This is a genomic window from Oceanimonas marisflavi (assembly GCF_003049725.1).
In the GTDB taxonomy this organism is placed as follows: domain Bacteria; phylum Pseudomonadota; class Gammaproteobacteria; order Enterobacterales; family Aeromonadaceae; genus Oceanimonas; species Oceanimonas marisflavi.
In genome coordinates this window covers 35,574-54,252 of record NZ_QAGM01000001.1, presented here as the reverse complement: position 1 = coordinate 54,252, position 18,679 = coordinate 35,574, and the positions used below count along the sequence as shown (strand labels likewise).

Annotated in this window: 13 protein-coding genes; 7 read left to right on the top strand and 6 right to left on the bottom strand. The window is 61.3% G+C overall.

Features of this window, described 5'->3' with window-relative positions:
• Positions 1-14 precede the first annotated feature (14 nt).
• Genes DA373_RS00235 through DA373_RS00220 form a run of 4 tightly spaced genes read right to left on the bottom strand, consistent with a single transcriptional unit; the run spans position 15 to position 4,844 of the window.
• Positions 15-2,279, bottom strand: a complete 2,265-nt coding sequence (locus DA373_RS00235) for an ATP-binding protein (RefSeq protein WP_107850361.1) — start codon at positions 2,277-2,279, stop codon at positions 15-17.
• On the bottom strand, positions 2,280-3,032 hold the full coding sequence (locus DA373_RS00230) for a substrate-binding periplasmic protein (RefSeq protein WP_232821148.1): 753 nt from the start codon (positions 3,030-3,032) through the stop codon (positions 2,280-2,282).
• Complete coding sequence (locus tag DA373_RS00225) at positions 3,020-3,739, bottom strand: response regulator (RefSeq protein ID WP_107850360.1); 720 nt, start codon at positions 3,737-3,739, stop codon at positions 3,020-3,022. The genes DA373_RS00230 and DA373_RS00225 overlap by 13 nt, the downstream gene beginning before the upstream one ends.
• A gap of 43 nt (positions 3,740-3,782) precedes the next feature.
• Positions 3,783-4,844 (bottom strand): GlxA family transcriptional regulator, encoded by a 1,062-nt coding sequence (locus DA373_RS00220; RefSeq protein WP_107850359.1) that lies wholly within the window; start codon positions 4,842-4,844, stop codon positions 3,783-3,785.
• 317 nt (positions 4,845-5,161) lie between these two features.
• On the opposite strand from DA373_RS00220, the gene glyA reads away from it, so the two are divergent.
• The 7 genes from glyA to DA373_RS00185 all read left to right on the top strand — a co-directional run bounded on the left by glyA (position 5,162) and on the right by DA373_RS00185 (position 13,122).
• Entirely contained in the window at positions 5,162-6,415 is a 1,254-nt protein-coding gene (glyA, locus tag DA373_RS00215) for a serine hydroxymethyltransferase (protein ID WP_107850358.1), read from the top strand.
• An 85-nt stretch (positions 6,416-6,500) separates the two neighbouring features.
• Complete coding sequence (locus DA373_RS00210) at positions 6,501-7,754, top strand: sarcosine oxidase subunit beta family protein (RefSeq protein ID WP_107850357.1); 1,254 nt, start codon at positions 6,501-6,503, stop codon at positions 7,752-7,754.
• Positions 7,755-7,766: 12 nt separating this feature from the next.
• On the top strand, positions 7,767-8,054 hold the full coding sequence (locus DA373_RS00205) for a sarcosine oxidase subunit delta (protein WP_107850356.1): 288 nt from the start codon (positions 7,767-7,769) through the stop codon (positions 8,052-8,054).
• A complete protein-coding gene (locus tag DA373_RS00200; RefSeq protein WP_107850355.1) occupies positions 8,051-11,080 on the top strand; it encodes a sarcosine oxidase subunit alpha in 3,030 nt (1,009 codons plus the stop codon). The genes DA373_RS00205 and DA373_RS00200 overlap by 4 nt, the downstream gene beginning before the upstream one ends.
• A complete protein-coding gene (locus DA373_RS00195; protein WP_107850354.1) occupies positions 11,073-11,702 on the top strand; it encodes a sarcosine oxidase subunit gamma in 630 nt (209 codons plus the stop codon). The genes DA373_RS00200 and DA373_RS00195 overlap by 8 nt, the downstream gene beginning before the upstream one ends.
• Positions 11,703-11,857: 155 nt before the next feature.
• Entirely contained in the window at positions 11,858-12,724 is an 867-nt protein-coding gene (gene purU / locus DA373_RS00190) for a formyltetrahydrofolate deformylase (protein ID WP_107850353.1), read from the top strand.
• A gap of 53 nt (positions 12,725-12,777) precedes the next feature.
• Positions 12,778-13,122, top strand: coding sequence for a cupin domain-containing protein (locus DA373_RS00185; protein WP_107850352.1), 345 nt, complete (start codon positions 12,778-12,780; stop codon positions 13,120-13,122).
• Between the two features lie 63 nt (positions 13,123-13,185).
• On the opposite strand, the gene DA373_RS00180 is transcribed toward DA373_RS00185, so the two are convergent.
• Both DA373_RS00180 and DA373_RS00175 read right to left on the bottom strand, forming a co-directional pair.
• Positions 13,186-14,229: a Wadjet anti-phage system protein JetD domain-containing protein gene (locus tag DA373_RS00180; protein ID WP_198650185.1), complete on the bottom strand. Its 1,044-nt coding sequence runs from the start codon at positions 14,227-14,229 to the stop codon at positions 13,186-13,188.
• Between the two features lie 11 nt (positions 14,230-14,240).
• On the bottom strand, positions 14,241-18,677 hold the full coding sequence (locus DA373_RS00175; protein WP_107850350.1) for a coiled-coil domain-containing protein: 4,437 nt from the start codon (positions 18,675-18,677) through the stop codon (positions 14,241-14,243).
• Positions 18,678-18,679: the final 2 nt, after the last annotated feature.

The following is an 18,679-nucleotide window of genomic DNA, read 5'->3' as shown; positions in this document are numbered from 1 at the left end:
GTAAACGGTTTGTCTCAGTTATTGCCTTCCAGCCGCCGGCACAGCAGGGTCAGTTCCTCCCGGGCCTGCTCTGCCGCCCGCTCCACGCTGCTGAGCAGGGCAGGCACCAGAAATCCCTGGCCTTCGGCCGCCCGCTCCAGCTCGCCCAGCACTTCGGCCAGCCGGGGCTGATCCAGCATGCCGGCGGTGCCGCCCAGGCGGTGGGCCAGCCGGGCCAGCTCGTGGTGATCGTCGTCTGCCGCGGCGCGCTGCAGCTCCGCCACTTTGTCGGCCAGCTCGGTGGCAAAGCTTCTGGTCATGGCCAGAAGCCGGCCGCGCCCCAGCACCTGTAAATGCTCCTGCAGCAGAGGCTGATCCAGCGTCAGCGGCTGTTGCAGTTTAATGCCCAGCGCCTGAGCCAGGGCCTGGGTGAGCCGGGGCCACTGCACCGGCTTGGCCACCACCGCCTTCAGGCCGGCGTCCAGGTAGCGACGAATGTCTTCCGGGGTCACGCTGGCGGTGAGGGCAATAATGGGCGTGTCCTGATTCAGCCCGGTAAGCTGTTCGCGAATTAACCGGCTGGTTTCCAGGCCGTCCATGCCGGGCAGGTGCATGTCCATCAGTATCACGTCAAAGGCCTGCTGGCGCGCTATCTCCAGTGCCTGCTCGCCGCTTTCGGCCTGGCTCACCACATGGTGATGCTGCTCCAGCAGGGCGGTGAGAATGCCCCGGTTAATGGCCACGTCTTCCACCAGCAGCAGGCTGAGGCTGGGCAGGGCGGTGACCTCGGTCTGTCGCTCCTGCACCGGCGCCTGTACCGGGGTCAGCGGCAGGGTAAAGGTAAAACGGCTGCCCCGGCCGGGGGCGCTTTCCAGGGTGAGGGTGCCGCCCATGGCTTCGATCAGCCGGCGGGAGATGGCCAGCCCCAGACCGGTGCCGCCATAGCGGCGGCTGATGCTTTCGTCGGCCTGGGTGAAGCGGTCAAAAATGCGATCCTGCTGCTCGCTGGCAATGCCGATGCCGTTGTCTTCCACCACAAACTGCCAGCCGTTGCCTGCCGGCCGTACCGCCAGCCGTACCTGACCACCTTCGTCGGTAAACTTGATGGCGTTGGACAGCAGATTAATCAGCACCTGCCGCACCCGGCCGGCATGGCCCGAGAGCCAGGGCAGGGTTTCCGGCGTATTCAGCCGCAGCCGTATCTGCTTGGCGCCGGCATAGCCCTGCATCATGGCAATGGTGCTTTCCAGCAGTTCGTTCAGGGCAAAGGGCGCCGGCTCTTCCGGCAGCGGGCCCTGCTCCAGGGCGGCATAGTCGAGCACATCGTTGAGCAGCATCAGCAGATGATCCGCCGAGTGCTGCAGGGTGTCGATCAGGCCTTTTTCCGGGCGGTTCTCCATGGCGGGCTTGAGCAGGGTCAGGGTGCCGAGAATACCGTTCATGGGGGTGCGCAGCTCGTGGGTCATGTTGGCGATAAAGCGGGATTTGGCGCTGTCGGCGGCTTCCGCTTCTTCCTTGGCCTGGCGCAGATTCTGGGTACGTTTGTTCACCAGCGCCTCGAGTTTTTCCTTGTCGTGCTGCAGCTCGCTCTGGCGGCGTTCCACCGACTGGCGCATGGTGTTGATGGCGCCCACCAGGGTGTCGAGTTCATCGGGAATATCACTTGGTGTGCGGGCCAGGCCCAGCGGAGCGGCACCGGGCTGGCCTTCGCCAATCTGCGCCACGTAGCGGGCCATGCGCTCGAGATGGCGGGTTACCCGGCGCTGAAACAACAGCATCAGGCTGAAGGCGATCAGCAGCACGGTGAGCGACTGACCCAGCAGAATGCTGCGGGCCCGGTTCATCAGCTGCTGGCGAATGCTTTTCCGGCTGAAGGCCACTTCCAGCCGCCCTACCTGCTGTGGCCCCAGGGCGCGGCTGGGGTAGACGAGCTCAAAGCTGTGCCGGTTTACGCCATCGCGTTCCGGTCCCTTGCTCAGGGTAAGCGGCTCCGCCAGGCCGTCGCCGGTGACGGTCAGGCTGGCCATATGGGGCATGTCGAGCATGCTTTTCAGCTGCAGCCTGGCCTGGGGAAGATTCAGATCCCACAGGCTCTGGGAAAGACCATCCAGATAACTGTGTTCAATCAGCATCAGGCGTTCGTCCATTTCCCGGTTGATTTTGCGATGATCCAGCCACAGCTGCAGGGCGGTGGACGCCAGGGTAAAGATCAGGCTGACGCCGATGATCAGCAGAAACAGACGAAAACTCAACGGGTGCTGCCGGCGATAACGGGGCAGCAGGGTCAGCAGGGCATTCATTCAGGGGGCGTCCAGGTAATGGCGTTCAAAAGAGGGAGTGATCTGTTCAATGTAGTGCTCGTCGACCAGAGTCTGCAGCCGGGCCGACAGCGCCGGCAGCAGCGGCTCCAGCACCGAGCCCTTGGGAATGGCCAGATGATAGTGCTCCAGGGTCAGCAGCTCGGGCAGGGGCAGTAACTGCCCGGTGAGCCCGAGTTTTTGCGCCTGCAGCTTGCCGGTGGCAAGTCCTATGGGCATATAGTCGATACGCCCCAGGGCCAGCTTGCGGAAGTTCTGCCGGCCGGTGGCCACCCGCTCCACATGAGGGTGGCCGGCGACGAGGTGGTCGAACTCATCGCCAAAGCTGTCACCAAGCAGCAGCCCCAGGGTTTTGTCGGTCAGGTTCCAGGGGGTACGACTGCCATTGCCGAAATGGGTAAACAGCACGACCGGATCGGCCACAATGGGGGTGGTGCTGAAGACAAAGTGCCGATCCCGTTCTTTTGTTTTGTAGGCGGCCACCACCAGATCCACCTTGCCCTGGCGGGCTGCCATCTGGCAGCGCTCCCAGTTGCCGAATACCCGCATATCCACCCGGTAGCCGTGTTCGGCCAGCAGCTTGCGCGCCAGATGGGGGGTGATGCCGGTGAGCTCGCCGTTCTGCTCCCAGGACAGGGGTGGGGACACCGGATGGCCGCAGGCGGTGACGGTACGGGGCACGGCAAGGGCCGACGGAGACAACAGCGTCAGCAGCAGTAACGTTATCCGCAACATGGCACCGCCCTGGGAGTAAATACATAACCGGCGCCATGCACCGTAAGAATAATGCGGGGGCTGGCCGGATCGTCCTTCAGCTTGCGCCGCAGCCGGCCCACCAGCACATCCACGGTGCGGTCGTTGGGCGCCCATTCCCGGTTCTTGATACGATCCAGCAGCTGGTCCCGGGACAGGGTCTGGCCGGCATGATGGATAAAGGCGCACAGCAGCTGGTATTCGCCGTGAGTGAGGGGGGTGGCTTCGTCCTGCTCGCTGAGCAGCAGACGGCGGTCGAGATCGACCCGCCACTGATCAAAGCGGCGCAGGTTGGCGGTGGTGGCTGGCTGGCGGGGAGCGGCGGCGCGCACCCGGCGGGCCAGGTTCTTGGTCCGGGCCAGCAGCTCGCGGGGGTTAAAGGGCTTGGACACATATTCATCGGCGCCGCATTCAAGACCGATGATGCGCTCAATTTCGTCCTGGCGGCTGGTCACCAGAATAATGCCGGTGTCTGCCTGAGCGCGGATTTCCCGGGTCAGGGTGAGGCCGTCCTTGCCCGGCAGGCGTATGTCGAGCAGGACCAGATCCACGGGCTCGGCCTGCAGCCGTTGCTCGGCTTCTTCGGCGCTGGCGGCGCAGTGCACTTTATATTGCTCCTGGCGAAAGTAGTCGGCCAGGCAGTCCCGGGTGATGTCGTCGTCTTCCACTATCAGAATGCTGATATCCATATCATGCTCGTGTTGTCGATAATTTCTGTTCGATGGTCAAAAGTCAGCGGGCGGCGGTGCCGGTACGCCGCAACTGCCGCGCCTGGCTGGGAGATACTCCGAAAAAGTCCTTGAAGCAATGGCTGAAATGGGTGGAGCTGGCAAAGCCGCAGGCCACCGCAATGTTGGCAATGCTGGCGTCGCTCTGCAACAGCAGACGGCGGGCCTGGGTAATGCGCAATTCCAGGTAATAACGGGACGGGGTGGTCTGCAGGTGGGTCTGAAACAGCCGCTCCACCCGACGCCGCGACAGGTTGACATAACCGGCCAGCTCTTCAATGCCCAGGGGCTCTTCAATGTTGCTGTTCATCAGCCGCAGCAGATCCCGCAGCGCCCCGGGCAGGGTGGGATCGTTTTCCGCCAGGGCGAGCCGGGTTTCGCTGCTGTCGGCAAGCCGGTCGCTGCTCAGAATTTCGCGAATGGCGCGCACCGTGTCGGGGCCGTGCAGCCGCTCTATCATCATCAGCATCATTTCCAGGGCGCTGCTGGGGCCGGCGCAGGTCAGGGTGCGGGCATCCACCACCATGGCCTGACTGGACACTTCCACCGCGGGAAAGCGCTCCCGGGCATAGCTGTGGTTGTCCGGATGAATGGCACAGCACAGCCCGTCCAGGGCGCCGGCGTGGGCCAGGGCCACGGCGCCGTTCCACAGTCCGGCCAGCACCTTTTCCTTGCGGTTGGCCAGTCTCAGTTTGCGGGTCAGCAGCAGCTGCTCGGACAGATCGCAGCGAAAGCCGCCGCACACCACCACCACATCGAGGGCTTCGTCCCCTTCCAGCGGCAGCACATCCAGGGTGTGATTGGCGGAGATGTCGATGGCCAGATCGCTGCGCACCGTAGTGCTGTTCAGGCCGTAACTGGTGATGGTGAACAGGGGCGTGGACTGCACCAGATTGGCGGTGACCAGGGCGTCGACGGCGGCGGTAAAGGCCATCATGGAAAAGTGGGGCAGCAGTACAAAGCCCACCCTTACCGGCGCATTGCCGGCGGTGCGGGCGGGCAGAAAGGCGCTGTTGGCATCACGCAGCCGGTGGCTGAAGTGACGTTTTTCACTGACTTGAGACATGTTTGTGCGTAATGAAGGCGCCGTGGTGGGCGGCGTTGGTTTATGTAACGGCATGTTAACCGGAGTTTACCCCGCCGGCACGGGGTTTGCACCTTTTGCTCTGTGTACAACCTTGCTGACAAGAACGGATCCAGATCACGAATGTTGCTGAAATGTGATTTTTTGTCGCAAATACGCAGCATTGGGCCGCAACCAGTCATCTGCGTGCACTTCCCCGGCAGTAGTATGCCGTCAAAGCACAACCGGCAGGCCCAGAGCGGCGCCGAATGGATGAACAGACACCGGGCAGCGACCGGTGCGAGCAAGGAGGTTACGGAATGTTCAGCAAGCACACCCGCATTCAGGATATCGATCCGGCCCTGTGGTCGGCGATGGAAGAAGAGGCCAGCCGTCAGGAGCAGCACATTGAACTGATTGCCTCGGAAAACTACACCAGCCCGGCGGTAATGGAAGCGCAGGGCTCGGTACTCACCAACAAATATGCGGAAGGCTACCCGGGCAAGCGCTATTACGGCGGCTGCGAAGCGGTAGACAAGGTGGAGCAGCTGGCCATTGATCGTGCCAAGGAGCTGTTCGGCGCCGATTACGCCAACGTGCAGCCCCACTCCGGCTCCCAGGCCAACGCCGCCGTCTACATGGCCCTGTGCGCCCCCGGCGACACCGTGCTGGGCATGAGCCTGGCCCACGGCGGTCACCTGACCCACGGCGCCAAGGTGAGCTTCTCCGGCAAGATCTATAACGCCGTGCAGTACGGCCTGAACGACACCACCGGCGAGGTGGACTACGACCAGGTCGAGCAGCTGGCGCTGGAGCACAAGCCGAAAATGATCGTGGCCGGTTTCTCCGCCTACTCCCAGATCATGGACTGGGCCCGGTTCCGCGCCATCGCCGACAAGGTGGGAGCGTATCTGTTCGTGGACATGGCCCACGTGGCCGGCCTGGTGGCTGCCGGTGTTTATCCCAACCCGGTGCCCTTTGCCGACGTGGTCACCACCACCACCCACAAGACCCTGCGTGGCCCCCGTGGCGGCCTGATCCTGGCGAAAGCCAATCCGGAGCTGGAAAAGAAACTCAACGCCGCCGTGTTCCCCGGTGGCCAGGGTGGCCCACTGATGCACGCCATTGCCGCCAAGGCCGTGGCCTTTGCCGAGGCGCTCAAGCCCGAGTTCCGCGACTATCAGAAAGCCGTGGTGGAAAACGCCCAGGCCATGGTGGAAGTGTTTCAGAGCCGCGGTTTTGATGTGGTTTCAAACGGTACCGAGAACCATCTGTTCCTGCTGGATCTCTCTGCCCGGGGCATTACCGGCAAGGACGCAGACAGAGTTCTGGGCGAGGCCAACATTACCGTCAACAAGAATGCGGTGCCCAATGACCCGCAGCCGCCTTTTGTGACTTCGGGCCTGCGCATCGGTACCCCGGCGGTAACCAGCCGTGGCTTCAGGGCCGAGCACTGCCGCCAGCTGGCGGGCTGGATCTGCGACATTCTGGAGCACATGGACGACCCCGAGGTGATCATCTCGGTCAAGGACCAGGTAGCCAGCCTTTGCAGCTATTTCCCGGTGTATCGCTAAGCCGCCAAAGGAAGACGCCGACGCCGGGGTGCGCCCCGGCTCGCAGCAATCAACGGACACGGATTTCAATCAACAGGTGACCACAATGCAGAAATATTCAGGATTCGGGCTGCTCAAGCATGCCCTGACCCACCACGAGAACTGGCAGAAAGTGTGGCGCAACCCCACGCCCAAGCACGAAGGCTATGACGTGATCATCGTGGGCGGCGGCGGCCACGGCCTGGCCACGGCCTACTACCTGGCCAAGGAGCACGGCATCACCAACGTGGCGGTGATCGAAAAGGGCTACCTGGGTGGCGGCAACACCGCCCGTAACACCACCATCGTACGTTCCAACTACCTGTGGGACGAAGCCGCTCACCTCTATGAGCACTCCATGAAGCTGTGGGAAGGTCTGGCCCAGGATCTGAACTACAACCTGATGTTCAGCCAGCGCGGTGTACTCAACCTGGGTCACACCCTGCAGGACATGCGCGATATCGAGCGCCGGGTCAACGCCAACCGCCTGAACGGCATCGACAGTGAAGTGCTCTACACCAAGGACGTGCAGGATCTGGTGCCCATTCTGGACTGCTCCAAGAATGCCCGTTATCCGGTGCTGGGTGCGTCCTGGCAGCCCCGCGGCGGCACCGCCCGTCACGACGCCGTGGCCTGGGGCTTTGCCCGCGCCGCCGACGCCATGGGTGTGCACCTCATTCAGCAGACCGAAGTGACCGGCATTCGCCGTGAAAACGGCGCCGTCACCGGCGTAGAGACTACCCGCGGCTTTATCAAGGCGCCCAAGGTGGCCTGCGTCACCGCCGGCAACTCCGGCGTGATGGCCAACATGGTGGGCATGAAGCTGCCGCTGGAATCCCACCCGCTGCAGGCCATGGTATCCGAGCCGGTGAAGCCGATTCTCGACACTGTGGTCATGTCCAACCACGTACACGGCTATGTATCCCAGTCCGACAAGGGTGACCTGGTGATCGGCGCCGGTATCGACAGCTACCTGGGCTACGGCCAGCGCGGCTCCTTCCCGGTGGTGGAGCACACCATGGCGGCGATTGTGGAAATGTTCCCCATCTTCAGCCGGGTGCGCCTGAACCGGACCTGGGGCGGTATTGTGGACACCTGTCCGGATGCCTGTCCGATTATTTCCAAGACCCACATCAAGGGCCTGTATTTCAACTGCGGCTGGGGCACTGGCGGCTTCAAGGCCACCCCGGGCTCGGGCAACGTGTTCGCCCACACCATTGCCAAGGACGATCCGCATCCCCTGGCCAAACCGTTTAACGTGGACCGCTTTACCACCGGTCACCTGATCGACGAGCACGGCGCAGCCGGCGTTGCCCACTAAAGGAGAGAGACAATGTTTTACATTTATTGTCCGCACTGCGGCGAACACCGGGAAGAAGAAGAGTTCAACTACGGCGGCGAGGCGCACATTGCCCGTCCCGCCGATCCCAATGCGCTGAGCGACCAGGAATGGGCCGAGTACCTGTTCCTGCGCAAGAATCCCCGTGGCCTGCATCACGAGATGTGGTACCACGCCGCCGGTTGCCGCAAGTTCTTCAACGCGACCCGGCACACAGTGACTTATGAATTCAAGGAAACCTACAAGGTGGGCGAACAGCCGAAGCAAGGAGGCCAGTCATGAGCCAGCAGAACCGCATTCAGGGCAAGGGCCGGGTAGACGCCGGCAAGCCGCTCAACTTTATTTTCAACGGCAAGCGCTATGAAGGCCTGGCCGGTGACACCATTGCCTCGGCCCTGCTGGCCAACGGTGTGGACGTGGTAGGCCGTTCGTTCAAGTATTCCCGTCCCCGCGGCATCATGGCCGCCGGCGCCGACGAGCCGAACTGCATTCTGCAGGTGGGCTCTTCTGAAGCCACCATGATTCCGAACATTCGCGGTACCCAGGCCGAGCTGTACGACGGCCTGACCGCTGCCAGCACCAACGGCTGGCCGAATGTCGACAAGGACATCATGGGTGTGATGGGCAAGCTCGGCGGCAGCATGATGCCCCCCGGCTTCTACTACAAAACCTTTATGTACCCGCAGTCCATGTGGCCCAAGTACGAGCACCTGATCCGCAAGGCCGCCGGCCTGGGTCGCGTGCCCAGAGAGCGGGATCCGGATACCTATGACAAGCTCAACCATCACTGCGATGTGCTGGTGGTGGGTGGCGGTGCCGCCGGTCTGACCGCGGCCCTGGCGGCCGGTCGCCGTGGCGCCCGCGTTATTCTGGTGGACGAGCAGAACGAGTTCGGTGGTCACCTGCTGCACAGCACGCAGCCCATCAACGGTCAGGCCCCGGCTGCCTGGGTGGAAGCGGCGGTAAAAGAGCTGGAAAACCTGCCCGACGTGACCCTGCTGCCGCGCAGCACGGCGACCGGTTACTACGATCAGAACTTTGTGTCCGTGATGGAGCGTCGCACCGATCATCTGGGCGAGCGCATCACCGGCAAGACCCGTCAGCGTATTCACCGCATTCGTGCCGGTCGCGTGGTGCTGGCCACCGGCGCCCAGGAGCGTCCGCTGGTGTTCGCCAACAACGATCTGCCCGGCTGCTTTGTGGCCAGCGCCCTGTCCACCTATGTGAACCGCTACGGCGTGGCTCCGGGCAACAGCCTGGTGCTGATGACCTGCAACGATTACGGCTATCAGGCTGCCATCGACTGGCTGGAAGCCGGCCGCGATGTGGTGGCGGTAGTCGACAGCCGTTCCAACCCCAGCGGCGAACGCTACCAGCAACTCAAGGCCCGTGGCGTGAAGATCTACACCGGTCATGGCCTGATCGAAGCCACCGGCAAGAAGCGGGTGAACGGCGCCAAAGTGGCTCCCATCACCAGCGACGGCAGCCGTGTGACCGGCGACGCCGTGTCCCTGAACTGTGACACCATCGCCACTTCCGGTGGCTGGAGCCCGGTGGTTCACCTGACCGCCCACACCGGCTCCCGTCCGGTGTGGAACGCCGATGTCATTGGCTTTGTGCCCGGCGAAACCGTGCAGAAGCAGCTGCTGGCCGGCGGCGTGCAGGGTACCTATGGTCTGTCTGCCGTGCTCAACGAAGGCCTGAAGGCCGGCCGGGAAGCCGCCGAGGCCACCGGTTACGGTGAGCTTTCTGCCAATGTGGTGGATGCCGACGTCAAGACCACGGATCCGCGCGAAGATCAGGCTCAGGCCCTGTTCCTGGTGCCTCACAGCCGTGCCACCAGCCGTGCGCCCAAGCAGTTCGTCGACTACCAGAACGACGTCACCGCCGCCGGCATCGAGCTGGCCGTGCGTGAAGGCTTTGAGTCCATCGAGCACATCAAGCGTTACACCGCCATGGGCTTTGGTACCGATCAGGGCAAGCTGGGCAACATCAACGGCATGGCCATTGCCGCCAATGCCATGGGCAAGAGCATTCCGGAAACCGGCACCACCATTTTCCGTCCGAACTACACCCCGATCACCATGGGCGCCTTTGCCGGTCGTGACGCGGGTCACCTGTTCGACCCGGCCCGCTTCAGCGCCATGCATGCCTGGCACGTGAAAAACGGCGCCGAATTTGAAGACGTGGGCCAGTGGAAGCGTCCCTGGTACTTCCCCAAGGCGGGCGAAGACATGCATCAGGCGGTGAACCGCGAGTGTGTGGCCACCCGTACCAGCGTGGGTATTCTCGATGCTTCCACCCTGGGCAAGATCGACATTCAGGGCAAGGATGCGCGGGAGTTCCTGCAGCGTATTTACACCAACGCCTGGGCCAAGCTGAACCCCGGTTTCTGCCGCTACGGCCTGATGTGTAAAGAAGACGGCATGGTGTTTGACGATGGTGTGACTTCCTGCATCACCGACGAGCACTTTGTGATGACCACCACCACCGGCGGCGCCGCGGGCGTACTGCAGTGGCTGGAGCTGTGGCACCAGACCGAATGGCCGGAGCTGGAAGTGTATTTCACCTCCGTCACCGATCACTGGGCCACCATGACCGTCTCCGGTCCCAACAGCCGCAAGGTGCTGGAAAAGGTCTGTGAAGACGTGGATCTGAGCCGTGAGGCCTTTCCCTTCATGACCTGGAAGGACGCCACCATTGCTGGCGTGAAGGGCCGCATCTTCCGCATCTCCTTCACCGGTGAGCTGAGCTTTGAGGTGAACGTGCAGGCCAACTACGGCATGCATGTGTGGGAAGCGCTGATGGAAGCGGGTGCCGAGTTCAACATCACCCCTTACGGTACCGAGACCATGCACGTGCTGCGGGCCGAAAAGGGCTTCATCATTGTGGGTCAGGACACCGATGGCTCTGTGACGCCGCAGGATCTGAACATGGACTGGTGTGTGGGCAAGAACAAGCCGTTCCCCTTCATCGGCCAGCGCTCCTGGCGCCGTGAAGACACGGCTCGTACCGACCGCAAGCAGCTGGTGGGCCTGAAGTGCAAGGAAGCCAAGACCGTGATTCCGGAAGGCGCCCAGATTGTGCTGGACCCCAACCATCCGCTGCCGATGCCGATGGTCGGCCATGTGTCGTCCAGCTACTACAGTGCCAACCTGGGCCACAACATCGCCATGGGCGTGGTCAAGGATGGTCTGAACCGAATGGGCGAAACCGTGTATTGCCCGCTGGCGGACGGCCGGGTGCTGGAAGCCGAAATTACCAGCCCGATTTTCTATGATCCCAAAGGAGAGCGTCAGCATGTCTAACAACACCGCCAAACTGACTGAAGTAGAACGCCAGGTGCGGGTGGAATCCCCGCTGTATCACGCCAACCTGGAAGCGCTGGCCAGACAGGATCAGCAGGGTGAAGTGGTGCTGCGCGAAAAGGCCTTTATGGGTCACCTGGTGCTGCGCGGCAACGCCGGTAACGAGCTGTTCGCCAAAACCGTGGAAAAGGTACTGGGCGTGGCGTTGCCCACCCAGGCCTGCAGCTCGGTGGAAAGCGACAAGGCGCTGGTGCAATGGCTGTCGCCCGACGAGTGGCTGATCATCACCGAAGGGGGTCAGGAAGGCCCGCTGCAGCAGGCGCTGCGCGAGCAACTGACCGGCCACTACGCCATCACCGATGTGAGCGGCGGCCAGACCATCATTGAACTGTCCGGTCCCAAGGCGGAAATGGTCATTCGCAAGTCGTGCCCCTATGACGTGCACCTGTCCAACTTCCCCACCGGCAAGTGTGTGGGCACGGTATTCGCCAAGAGTTCGGCGCTGCTGCGCCGCACCGGTGCCGAGAGCTTTGAGCTGGTGATCCGTCGCAGCTTTGCCGACTACCTGTGGCTGTGGCTGCAGGATGCCAGTCAGGAATACGGCCTGGTCATCGGCAAGTAAACAGGCCCTGGATTCCCGCCTGCGCGGGAATGACGGCGAGAGGGCAGGCCCCTGTCAGGCCAAGTCACCCCCGCGAAGGCGGGGGTCCATATTGGAAGGCCCGGTTCACGCCGGGCCTGATTGCAAGGAACACGCATCGCCATGGGAGGCAGAGCATGAACCAGCACGATACCCTTATCCTCACCGCCAGCTGTGAAAGCCGGCTGGGCACCGTGGATGCGGTGACCGGCTACCTGTATGAACAGGGCTGTTATGTGGCGGACATGCAGACCTTTGATGACGCCCGCGCCGGCCGTTTTTTTATTCGGGTGGAGTTCCGCAAGCCTGAGCAGGGCGAGTTTGATGAAGCGGCGTTTCGCGATGGTTTTGCCTCCCGTGCCGGAAAATTCGGCATGGAGTGGGAGCTGACCGAACGCAGTCACAGACCCAATGTGGTGATCCTGGTCTCCAAGTTTGACCACTGCCTCAACGATCTGCTGTATCGCTACCGCACCGGTCAGCTGGCCATCGAAATTCCGGCGATTATTTCCAACCACCCGGATCTGCAGCGGCTGGCCGACTGGCACCATATTCCCTACTACCACCTGCCGGTGACGCCCGATACCAAGGCGGAGCAGGAGGCGCAGTTGTGGAAGATTGTGCAGGAGTCGGACGCCGAGCTGGTGGTGCTGGCGCGCTACATGCAGGTGCTGAGCCCGGATCTGTGCGACAAGCTGTCCGGCCGCGCCATCAATATTCACCACTCGTTGCTGCCCGGTTTCAAGGGCGCCCAGCCTTATCACCAGGCCTACGCCAAGGGCGTGAAACTGGTGGGAGCCACGGCCCACTACATCAACAACGAGCTGGATGAAGGCCCCATTATCACTCAGGGAGTGCAGGCGGTGGATCACAGCCACTACCCGGAAGATCTGGTGGCCAAGGGCCGCGATATCGAGTGCGTGACCCTGGCCAGGGCCATTCAGTATCACATTGAAAAGCGGGTGTTTATGTACCAGGGCAAGACGGTGGTACTGGGCAGCTGAACACTCATTAAACCATCGAATGCAGACGCATTCGGCATGAACAAGGAGACATCATGTCTAGCAAGATCAAGGCGTTACGCGATGCACAGCCAGAAGTATTACTGGATGCCACCAAGTGGGAAAAACTGTCTGGCGACCCGCATACCGTGAACCTGAACGCTTACAAGTCAGAAGACGGCAGCAAGCTGATGGGTACCTGGATCTGCACCCCGGGAAAATGGGCGGTGAACTACGACAAGTGGGAATATTGCGATTTCCGCGAAGGTTACTGCATTCTCACTCCCGAAGGCGGCGAGCCCATTCACCTGAAAGCGGGCGACATCTTTGTGGTGGAGCCCGGCTTCAAGGGTACCTGGGAAGTGGTGGAAACCGTACGTAAATACTTTGTGTTTGCCTGATTGGGGTTAACACGGTCCTGTTTTTCGGCCTGCCTGGTGCAGGCCTTTTTTAGCTTGATCTCTTCAGCGGTTGGCCACACCTTCTTGAGGCAACCGCAGGTGGGCTGCCATCAGTGTCTTCATTGCTCGAACCACAAAGCGCGGCATCCAGTCGCACCGCGACTCAATATCAAACCGTTCGTTATTGGCATTGCCTTCAGGCGTCACCAGGCGATTGCGGATCAGCTCATCATAGAGCCACTCATCCAGTTGCAGACTGATACCGTAGTCATCAAGCAGCTTGCGGCGCAGCTGATGGGCAATTTTCAGGCCCGCCACATCCAGGTCGCCAAAATAGAGCAGTTGCGCTACCTGTTCGGCCTTAAGCAGCTGTGACACGCACTCTGCCTGACCTGACACCTTGTTACCCGCGCCGTAAATTACCAGAGACCAGCGGGGTTGGTCGCGATTAAGTTGGCACAGGCGGTAATACACATCGGAGTTTTCAACGATAATGGCCGGAAGGTCACGGCGACCTGATGATGTATACGGTAAGGGCGGCGCCCGTCGAGTGGCACCCATGTCAGCCAGCGTCAGCGAGACATGCTTCCAGCCGTTGGGCGGCATGGAATCCAGTGCCTTTTCATCACCAAAGAGCAGCAGCGACCGCTCACGGTGTCCGAGCGTGCCCGGAAACAGCGGCTTGCCGAGCTCGGTTTGACGAAACAGGTATTTATTTAGCTGCAGCAAGCGCTCCTTGACCTGCGGCGTGATCGGCCCCGTAACGCGCTCCGCCAACCAGGGGTGCCAGGCAATGTCTGGCGTCGTCTTCACAGGGGCGACGGCACCTTCATACACAAAGGCGCTAGGCAGACGCAGGCCGCGCCAGTAGGTCTGCCAGCTGGCTTCGCGCTTGGGCTGAGCCCGCCAGTCCCCCTCGAGCAGTTGCGCAATCGCCTGACTTAGCAGACTGGGAGCGTCATGACTCAAAGCTTCTTGGCGATGTGTGCGCAACACCTCGTCCAGTACCGCCCTGGCGTTCACAGTGCGGGCACCCTTGCCGGCCGTAAGACGGTGTTTGTTAGTGGTCGATTCCAGTCGGGATAGCCACGTCATGACGCCACTCATGCCAACCCACCTTACCTGTCCGTCACGGGCTGTGATTTGGCGACCAGGGAGGCCGCCCACAACGCGTGGCGGCCGTTATCAATGGTCACCAGGTCACGCCGCTTCAGCTTCTGAACCTTATTCAGGAAGAGATGGTTATCAAACATCGACTGGGCATTCTCGTCCGAAATACCAGTCAAGTAGATGAGCTGGATATTGTAGGCCTTGGCCATCTGGGTCTGAATTCGCATTAGATCATCGGCATTTGATTTGCCCAGCGGGTTGTCGGCCAGCAAGAATCCCGCGCTCGAAATGCCCGTGTCGTACTCGCGTACCTTGCCGACCGTCACAAACAACAGGAAGGCGGAGGTGAGTCGCTGTCCCCCAGACCCCTCCAGCCGGGTGATAGGGGTCCATTGCGGGCGACTGGCGTTGGTCTTTAACAGGCGCACTTCCAGCGAGCCTTCGTCGAACACCGACTGTACCAGATCGGCCGTCAAAGCGTCCCGGTTGGGGGTGCGGGGCACCTGGCCCTTGGCGATCCAGTATTGCAATCGAGTGCTGGCAAAGCCCTTGAGATCGGTGGTGAGATCATTCAGCCGGTCTGTCATTTTCACAATGGGACGGCCGGGTAGTACGGGGCAGTCGTTCGGGATCCTGACCGACTTGGCACGTTTGAGCAGCTTCATCGCGCCTTCCAGATGAGCGGCCAAGTGGGTCACGGTCAGATCAATCGAGCGCTGGAACTGCTCCAGGCTGTCCTGCACCGCCTCAAACACCTGGGTGATCCCTGTGCCGATACGATCCAGATCGCCCAACACCTCCTGATAGGTCGAGATCGAATCCAGTTGCCGCAAGTATTCCTGGCTGGCGCGAGTGTCGGGATCCTTGGCCGATTCTTCGTTGATCCGTTCGCGGAAGCGTCCCCAGACCGTGGCGACACGCATTACTTGCTGCTTTAAGGTCTCTTGTAACTGGGCGTACCTTTGGCATTGCGTCGCCAGCGTCTCGGCATATTCGGCTATATTCAGGATCTTGGCGGGCAGACCCGCCGCCGAGGTCGGCGTGATTGACTGAATCATGGACTGCGCCCGTTGCGCACTCTGTAGCCGCTCTTTCACGGCCTCAATCTTTTTCGACTGGAGCCTCTGCTGCTCCTGCAGGAGCCTGAGCTGGTGCCTGGTTTCATGAAGCGTGTTGTCGATCTCGATCAGCAACGCCCGGAGCTCCTCGATTCCGGTGGGTTTCTTCTCCCACACAAAGCCTTCGTCCAGTGCTTCTCGCGCCTTCTTGCATTTTTCGGCCAGATTTTGCAGGATGGCCTGCGCCTTAATTTGACGTTGCTGGCATTGCTCCTGCGCCTCCTCTAGGCGCACGATACTGTCGTTAATCAGCGCCAGGTCATTGATGGACGCCGCTTTGACCGCGTCAGGGTACGTCTGGTACGCGAGATGTGCAGACAGGCGGCTCCATGCCGCACGCTGCTCTTTTGCAGCGGTGTCCCGTTGTTGCTTAAGTGCCGTGACCTTCTCCCCCTGGGCGGCCTCAAGCAATTGCTTGTGCGCCTGAGCGGCCGCCTCATGAGCCTCTTTCGGGCTTTGTCCGGCGATACTTTCGGTCGCCGCAATCCCCGAATAGAACGGTTCGTTGCGCAGTCCATCCCACTGGCCGATCTGTATGCTAATGCGGGTTTTCTCGCCGTATTTGTTCTTCGCCGCCTCGTTCAGACGTGCCAGCTCCTCGGTCTGTTGTGCAAGGGCTTCCTCGCTCCGCTGAATCTGCCCGGCCAGTTGATCCAGCCTTATCATCGCGGCGTCGCGTGCCGCCCATTCCGTGGCAACAAAACGGGTCAAGGCATCATGCGCTCTTTCGGCTTGATTGTGCTGCTGTTGGGCGTCTTCAAGCTGCGCTTGGGCCTGGGCTTTTTCGCCGCGCAGTGCCTGCTCGTGCTGCTGCGCCTGCTCCAGTGCAGCATTGGCATTGACCAGTGCCGAGCGGGCCTGAGCGCGCTGTTCAATCAGGCTCTGCCAGTGCCTGCCGTGCTGTTCGTGGTGCAGGTGCCAATCGTTCTTGAAGGACTCCAGGGTATGGAGAGCGCTTTGCGCCACCTCTACGCAGGCCGCTTGTGAGGCCACGGTGTTCTCCAGCTCCTGTAACCGGGCCTCGTAGGCGGCCTGGCTATAGCCGTGCTTGTCTGGGTTTGACAGCACGACCTGTACTGAGTCGGGCGCTATCCCCCGGAGATCACGCGCTTCCTCCAGGCGATAAATGGCAACGGGCACCCCTTTCCAGGATAGCGTCTCGCTGATGGCGCCGACCTGTTCGAACGTTGTGTCATCCAGCGCGACCAGGCTCAGGTAGCGGCCCGGGTTTTGATCGATCACTGCCGCGATACGCGGCGCATCGTCGTGGAAGGCGGAGGCCAGGTAGTGGGGGAAGGCCCAGAGCTTGTCCCGGGCAATGCCTGCGGCGTAGCACGCTTCAAGCGCCTGGTTGATCTGTTTGGTGACCAATTCATGCCCCGTGAGTGTTAATTCTTTCAGCTCGTACTGGGTTTCCAGCAGGCGTTGCTTTATCCCAGACAGCGTTTGGGTGTCTGCCGCCAGCACCTCATCGATCCCCGCTCCGCACTGTGCGCTGTGCCAGTTGGCGTCCTCAAGACCCAGAGCGAGCCGGGTCGATGCGGGAAGCGCCTGATAGCTAGCATTCAGCGCCAGTGCGCTAGCCGCCGCCGTTTGGTGCTTTTGCTCTGCCTGAGTCAGTGCCTGCTGGGCCTGGCTTTGCGCCACCGAGGCTTTCCGCACCACCGGCTGATGCGCTTCCAGCGTTTGCTCGGCTTTACCTGCATTGATCTTGGCTTGCGCCGCAATCTGCGCTGAATTCTGCCAGGCGGATTCCAGTCGGTGCTGGGCCGCCACAGGGGATTCCCCTGTCTGGATCAACCCTTCTCCGCACAGGGCGTCCAGTCGTGATTCGCCGTTGCGTTTGTCTTGCCGGCACTGGTTGCTCTCCGCCTCCAGGCGGCCTAGTTTCTGCTGCAGCTTGCCACAGGAATGCTCCAGGTCGTTGACTTTCTGGCCGATCTGCCCCAGCTCTTCCGTAACCTGAGCCGCCTGCTGGCGATGGTTCCTGATAGCCCGCTCAAGCACGTCCAGTGCCTCGCCAGCGGTGCGCTCGAAGATCACCTGCAGCGGCTTTTCCGTCTCGCTTTGGAACACCTTCAAGTCTTCGTCCGTCTGACGGTAGGTATTCTGGGCCTTCGTATAGGCCTTGTATTCAATGGCGGTGCGTGTGATCTGGATCTGACGCTGATTCGTGTCGGCCTCTTCCTTGAGTGCGGCAGCCTTGGCCTGTTGTTCATTGAGCTGATGCAGGGCGAGATCGTGCTCAAGCAGGGCCTTACGCTTGCCCTGCAGGTCGCGTTGAGACGTTGCCTGGTCAATGGCTTTCTGAAGACTTTCCGCTTGGTCATCGAGCTGCGCCAGCTCTGCCTGCTCTTCCTTAACAAAGGCTGTGAGATCACGCATCGCTTCGCAGAAACCGTCATCCATCTGCCGTTGCTGCGTCTGGGTGCCTTCCAGCTGCCGGGCCGGCTCAAGAAACGCCTGCCAGTTCGCCAGCACTTCTCCCAGGAAGGATTCGTTGCGGCGAATGGCCTCCAGCTCACCCTGGCGTTCGACTTCGTGTGCCACCAGTTCACGCAGCTGCTCCGTGGTGTCCTTGGACATGGTGCAGGCGAAGAAGGCACCGAGGAAATCCTGCTCGGTTTTGTAGTCGATAAACTTGGTCAGTCCGCCTTCTTCGGCGTTGAAGGTGACCATCGTTTTGATGAGGTCAATATTGATCCGCTGCTCCAGCAAAAACGTGCGCCATTCTTTGTTGACCCGGGTTTTGCGCCAGTGCACACCGCTGTCGCCACCCGCTTTAAGGTTGAGCCAGCTGTCAAAGCTGTGCAGGGTGTTGGCGTAGGGACGCAGCGCGGGATTACGCTCGGCGCGCGAGTAGGAAGGCACCTCGTCAAAGGGGGCGTCCAGCAGGGAGTCGGGCGCGTCACAGATAAACAGAACACGGTCTACATCGTCCCCACGGCGCTGGTGGGCATGTCCCAGCAGCAGGGTTTGGCCGGTTTCATTGATCATCTCCACCAGGATGACAGACAGCTCCTGATGGAAGTAATTGCGGTAGTGGTATTCACGCTGGCGACGATTGGCCAGGTACTGAGTAAAGTCGTTGACGGACGGCTCAAAGATCGACAACAGCAGCGCGATGTAGGTGGATTTGCCGCCCCCGTTCACCAGCTGCTGATAGGTGTTGACCACCGTTTGCGCGTTCTTGGCGGGAAGACGGTGTGCTGAGTCAGCAGGCGGTTCGGCTGCTTGAGCGAGGCCGATGTAGTCCAGTGTGAGGTCCTTGTAGAAGGCCTCTGCGTGGCCTGCACCATCCATATAGACCCGTTTAATCAGCCACATTA

Bases quoted from the DNA above. Each gene is read 5' to 3' on its own strand.
- DA373_RS00225 (WP_107850360.1), bottom strand. From the start codon at position 3,739: ATGGATATCAGCATTCTGATAGTGGAAGACGACGACATCACCCGGGAC.
- DA373_RS00210 (WP_107850357.1), top strand. From the start codon at position 6,501: ATGCAGAAATATTCAGGATTCGGGCTGCTCAAGCATGCCCTGACCCAC.
- glyA (WP_107850358.1), top strand. From the start codon at position 5,162: ATGTTCAGCAAGCACACCCGCATTCAGGATATCGATCCGGCCCTGTGG.
- DA373_RS00180 (WP_198650185.1), bottom strand. From the start codon at position 14,229: ATGAGTGGCGTCATGACGTGGCTATCCCGACTGGAATCGACCACTAAC.
- DA373_RS00235 (WP_107850361.1), bottom strand. From the start codon at position 2,279: ATGAATGCCCTGCTGACCCTGCTGCCCCGTTATCGCCGGCAGCACCCG.
- DA373_RS00220 (WP_107850359.1), bottom strand. From the start codon at position 4,844: ATGTCTCAAGTCAGTGAAAAACGTCACTTCAGCCACCGGCTGCGTGAT.
- DA373_RS00200 (WP_107850355.1), top strand. From the start codon at position 8,051: ATGAGCCAGCAGAACCGCATTCAGGGCAAGGGCCGGGTAGACGCCGGC.
- purU (WP_107850353.1), top strand. From the start codon at position 11,858: ATGAACCAGCACGATACCCTTATCCTCACCGCCAGCTGTGAAAGCCGG.
- DA373_RS00230 (WP_232821148.1), bottom strand. From the start codon at position 3,032: ATGTTGCGGATAACGTTACTGCTGCTGACGCTGTTGTCTCCGTCGGCC.
- DA373_RS00205 (WP_107850356.1), top strand. From the start codon at position 7,767: ATGTTTTACATTTATTGTCCGCACTGCGGCGAACACCGGGAAGAAGAA.
- DA373_RS00175 (WP_107850350.1), bottom strand. From the start codon at position 18,677: ATGTGGCTGATTAAACGGGTCTATATGGATGGTGCAGGCCACGCAGAG.
- DA373_RS00195 (WP_107850354.1), top strand. From the start codon at position 11,073: ATGTCTAACAACACCGCCAAACTGACTGAAGTAGAACGCCAGGTGCGG.
- DA373_RS00185 (WP_107850352.1), top strand. From the start codon at position 12,778: ATGTCTAGCAAGATCAAGGCGTTACGCGATGCACAGCCAGAAGTATTA.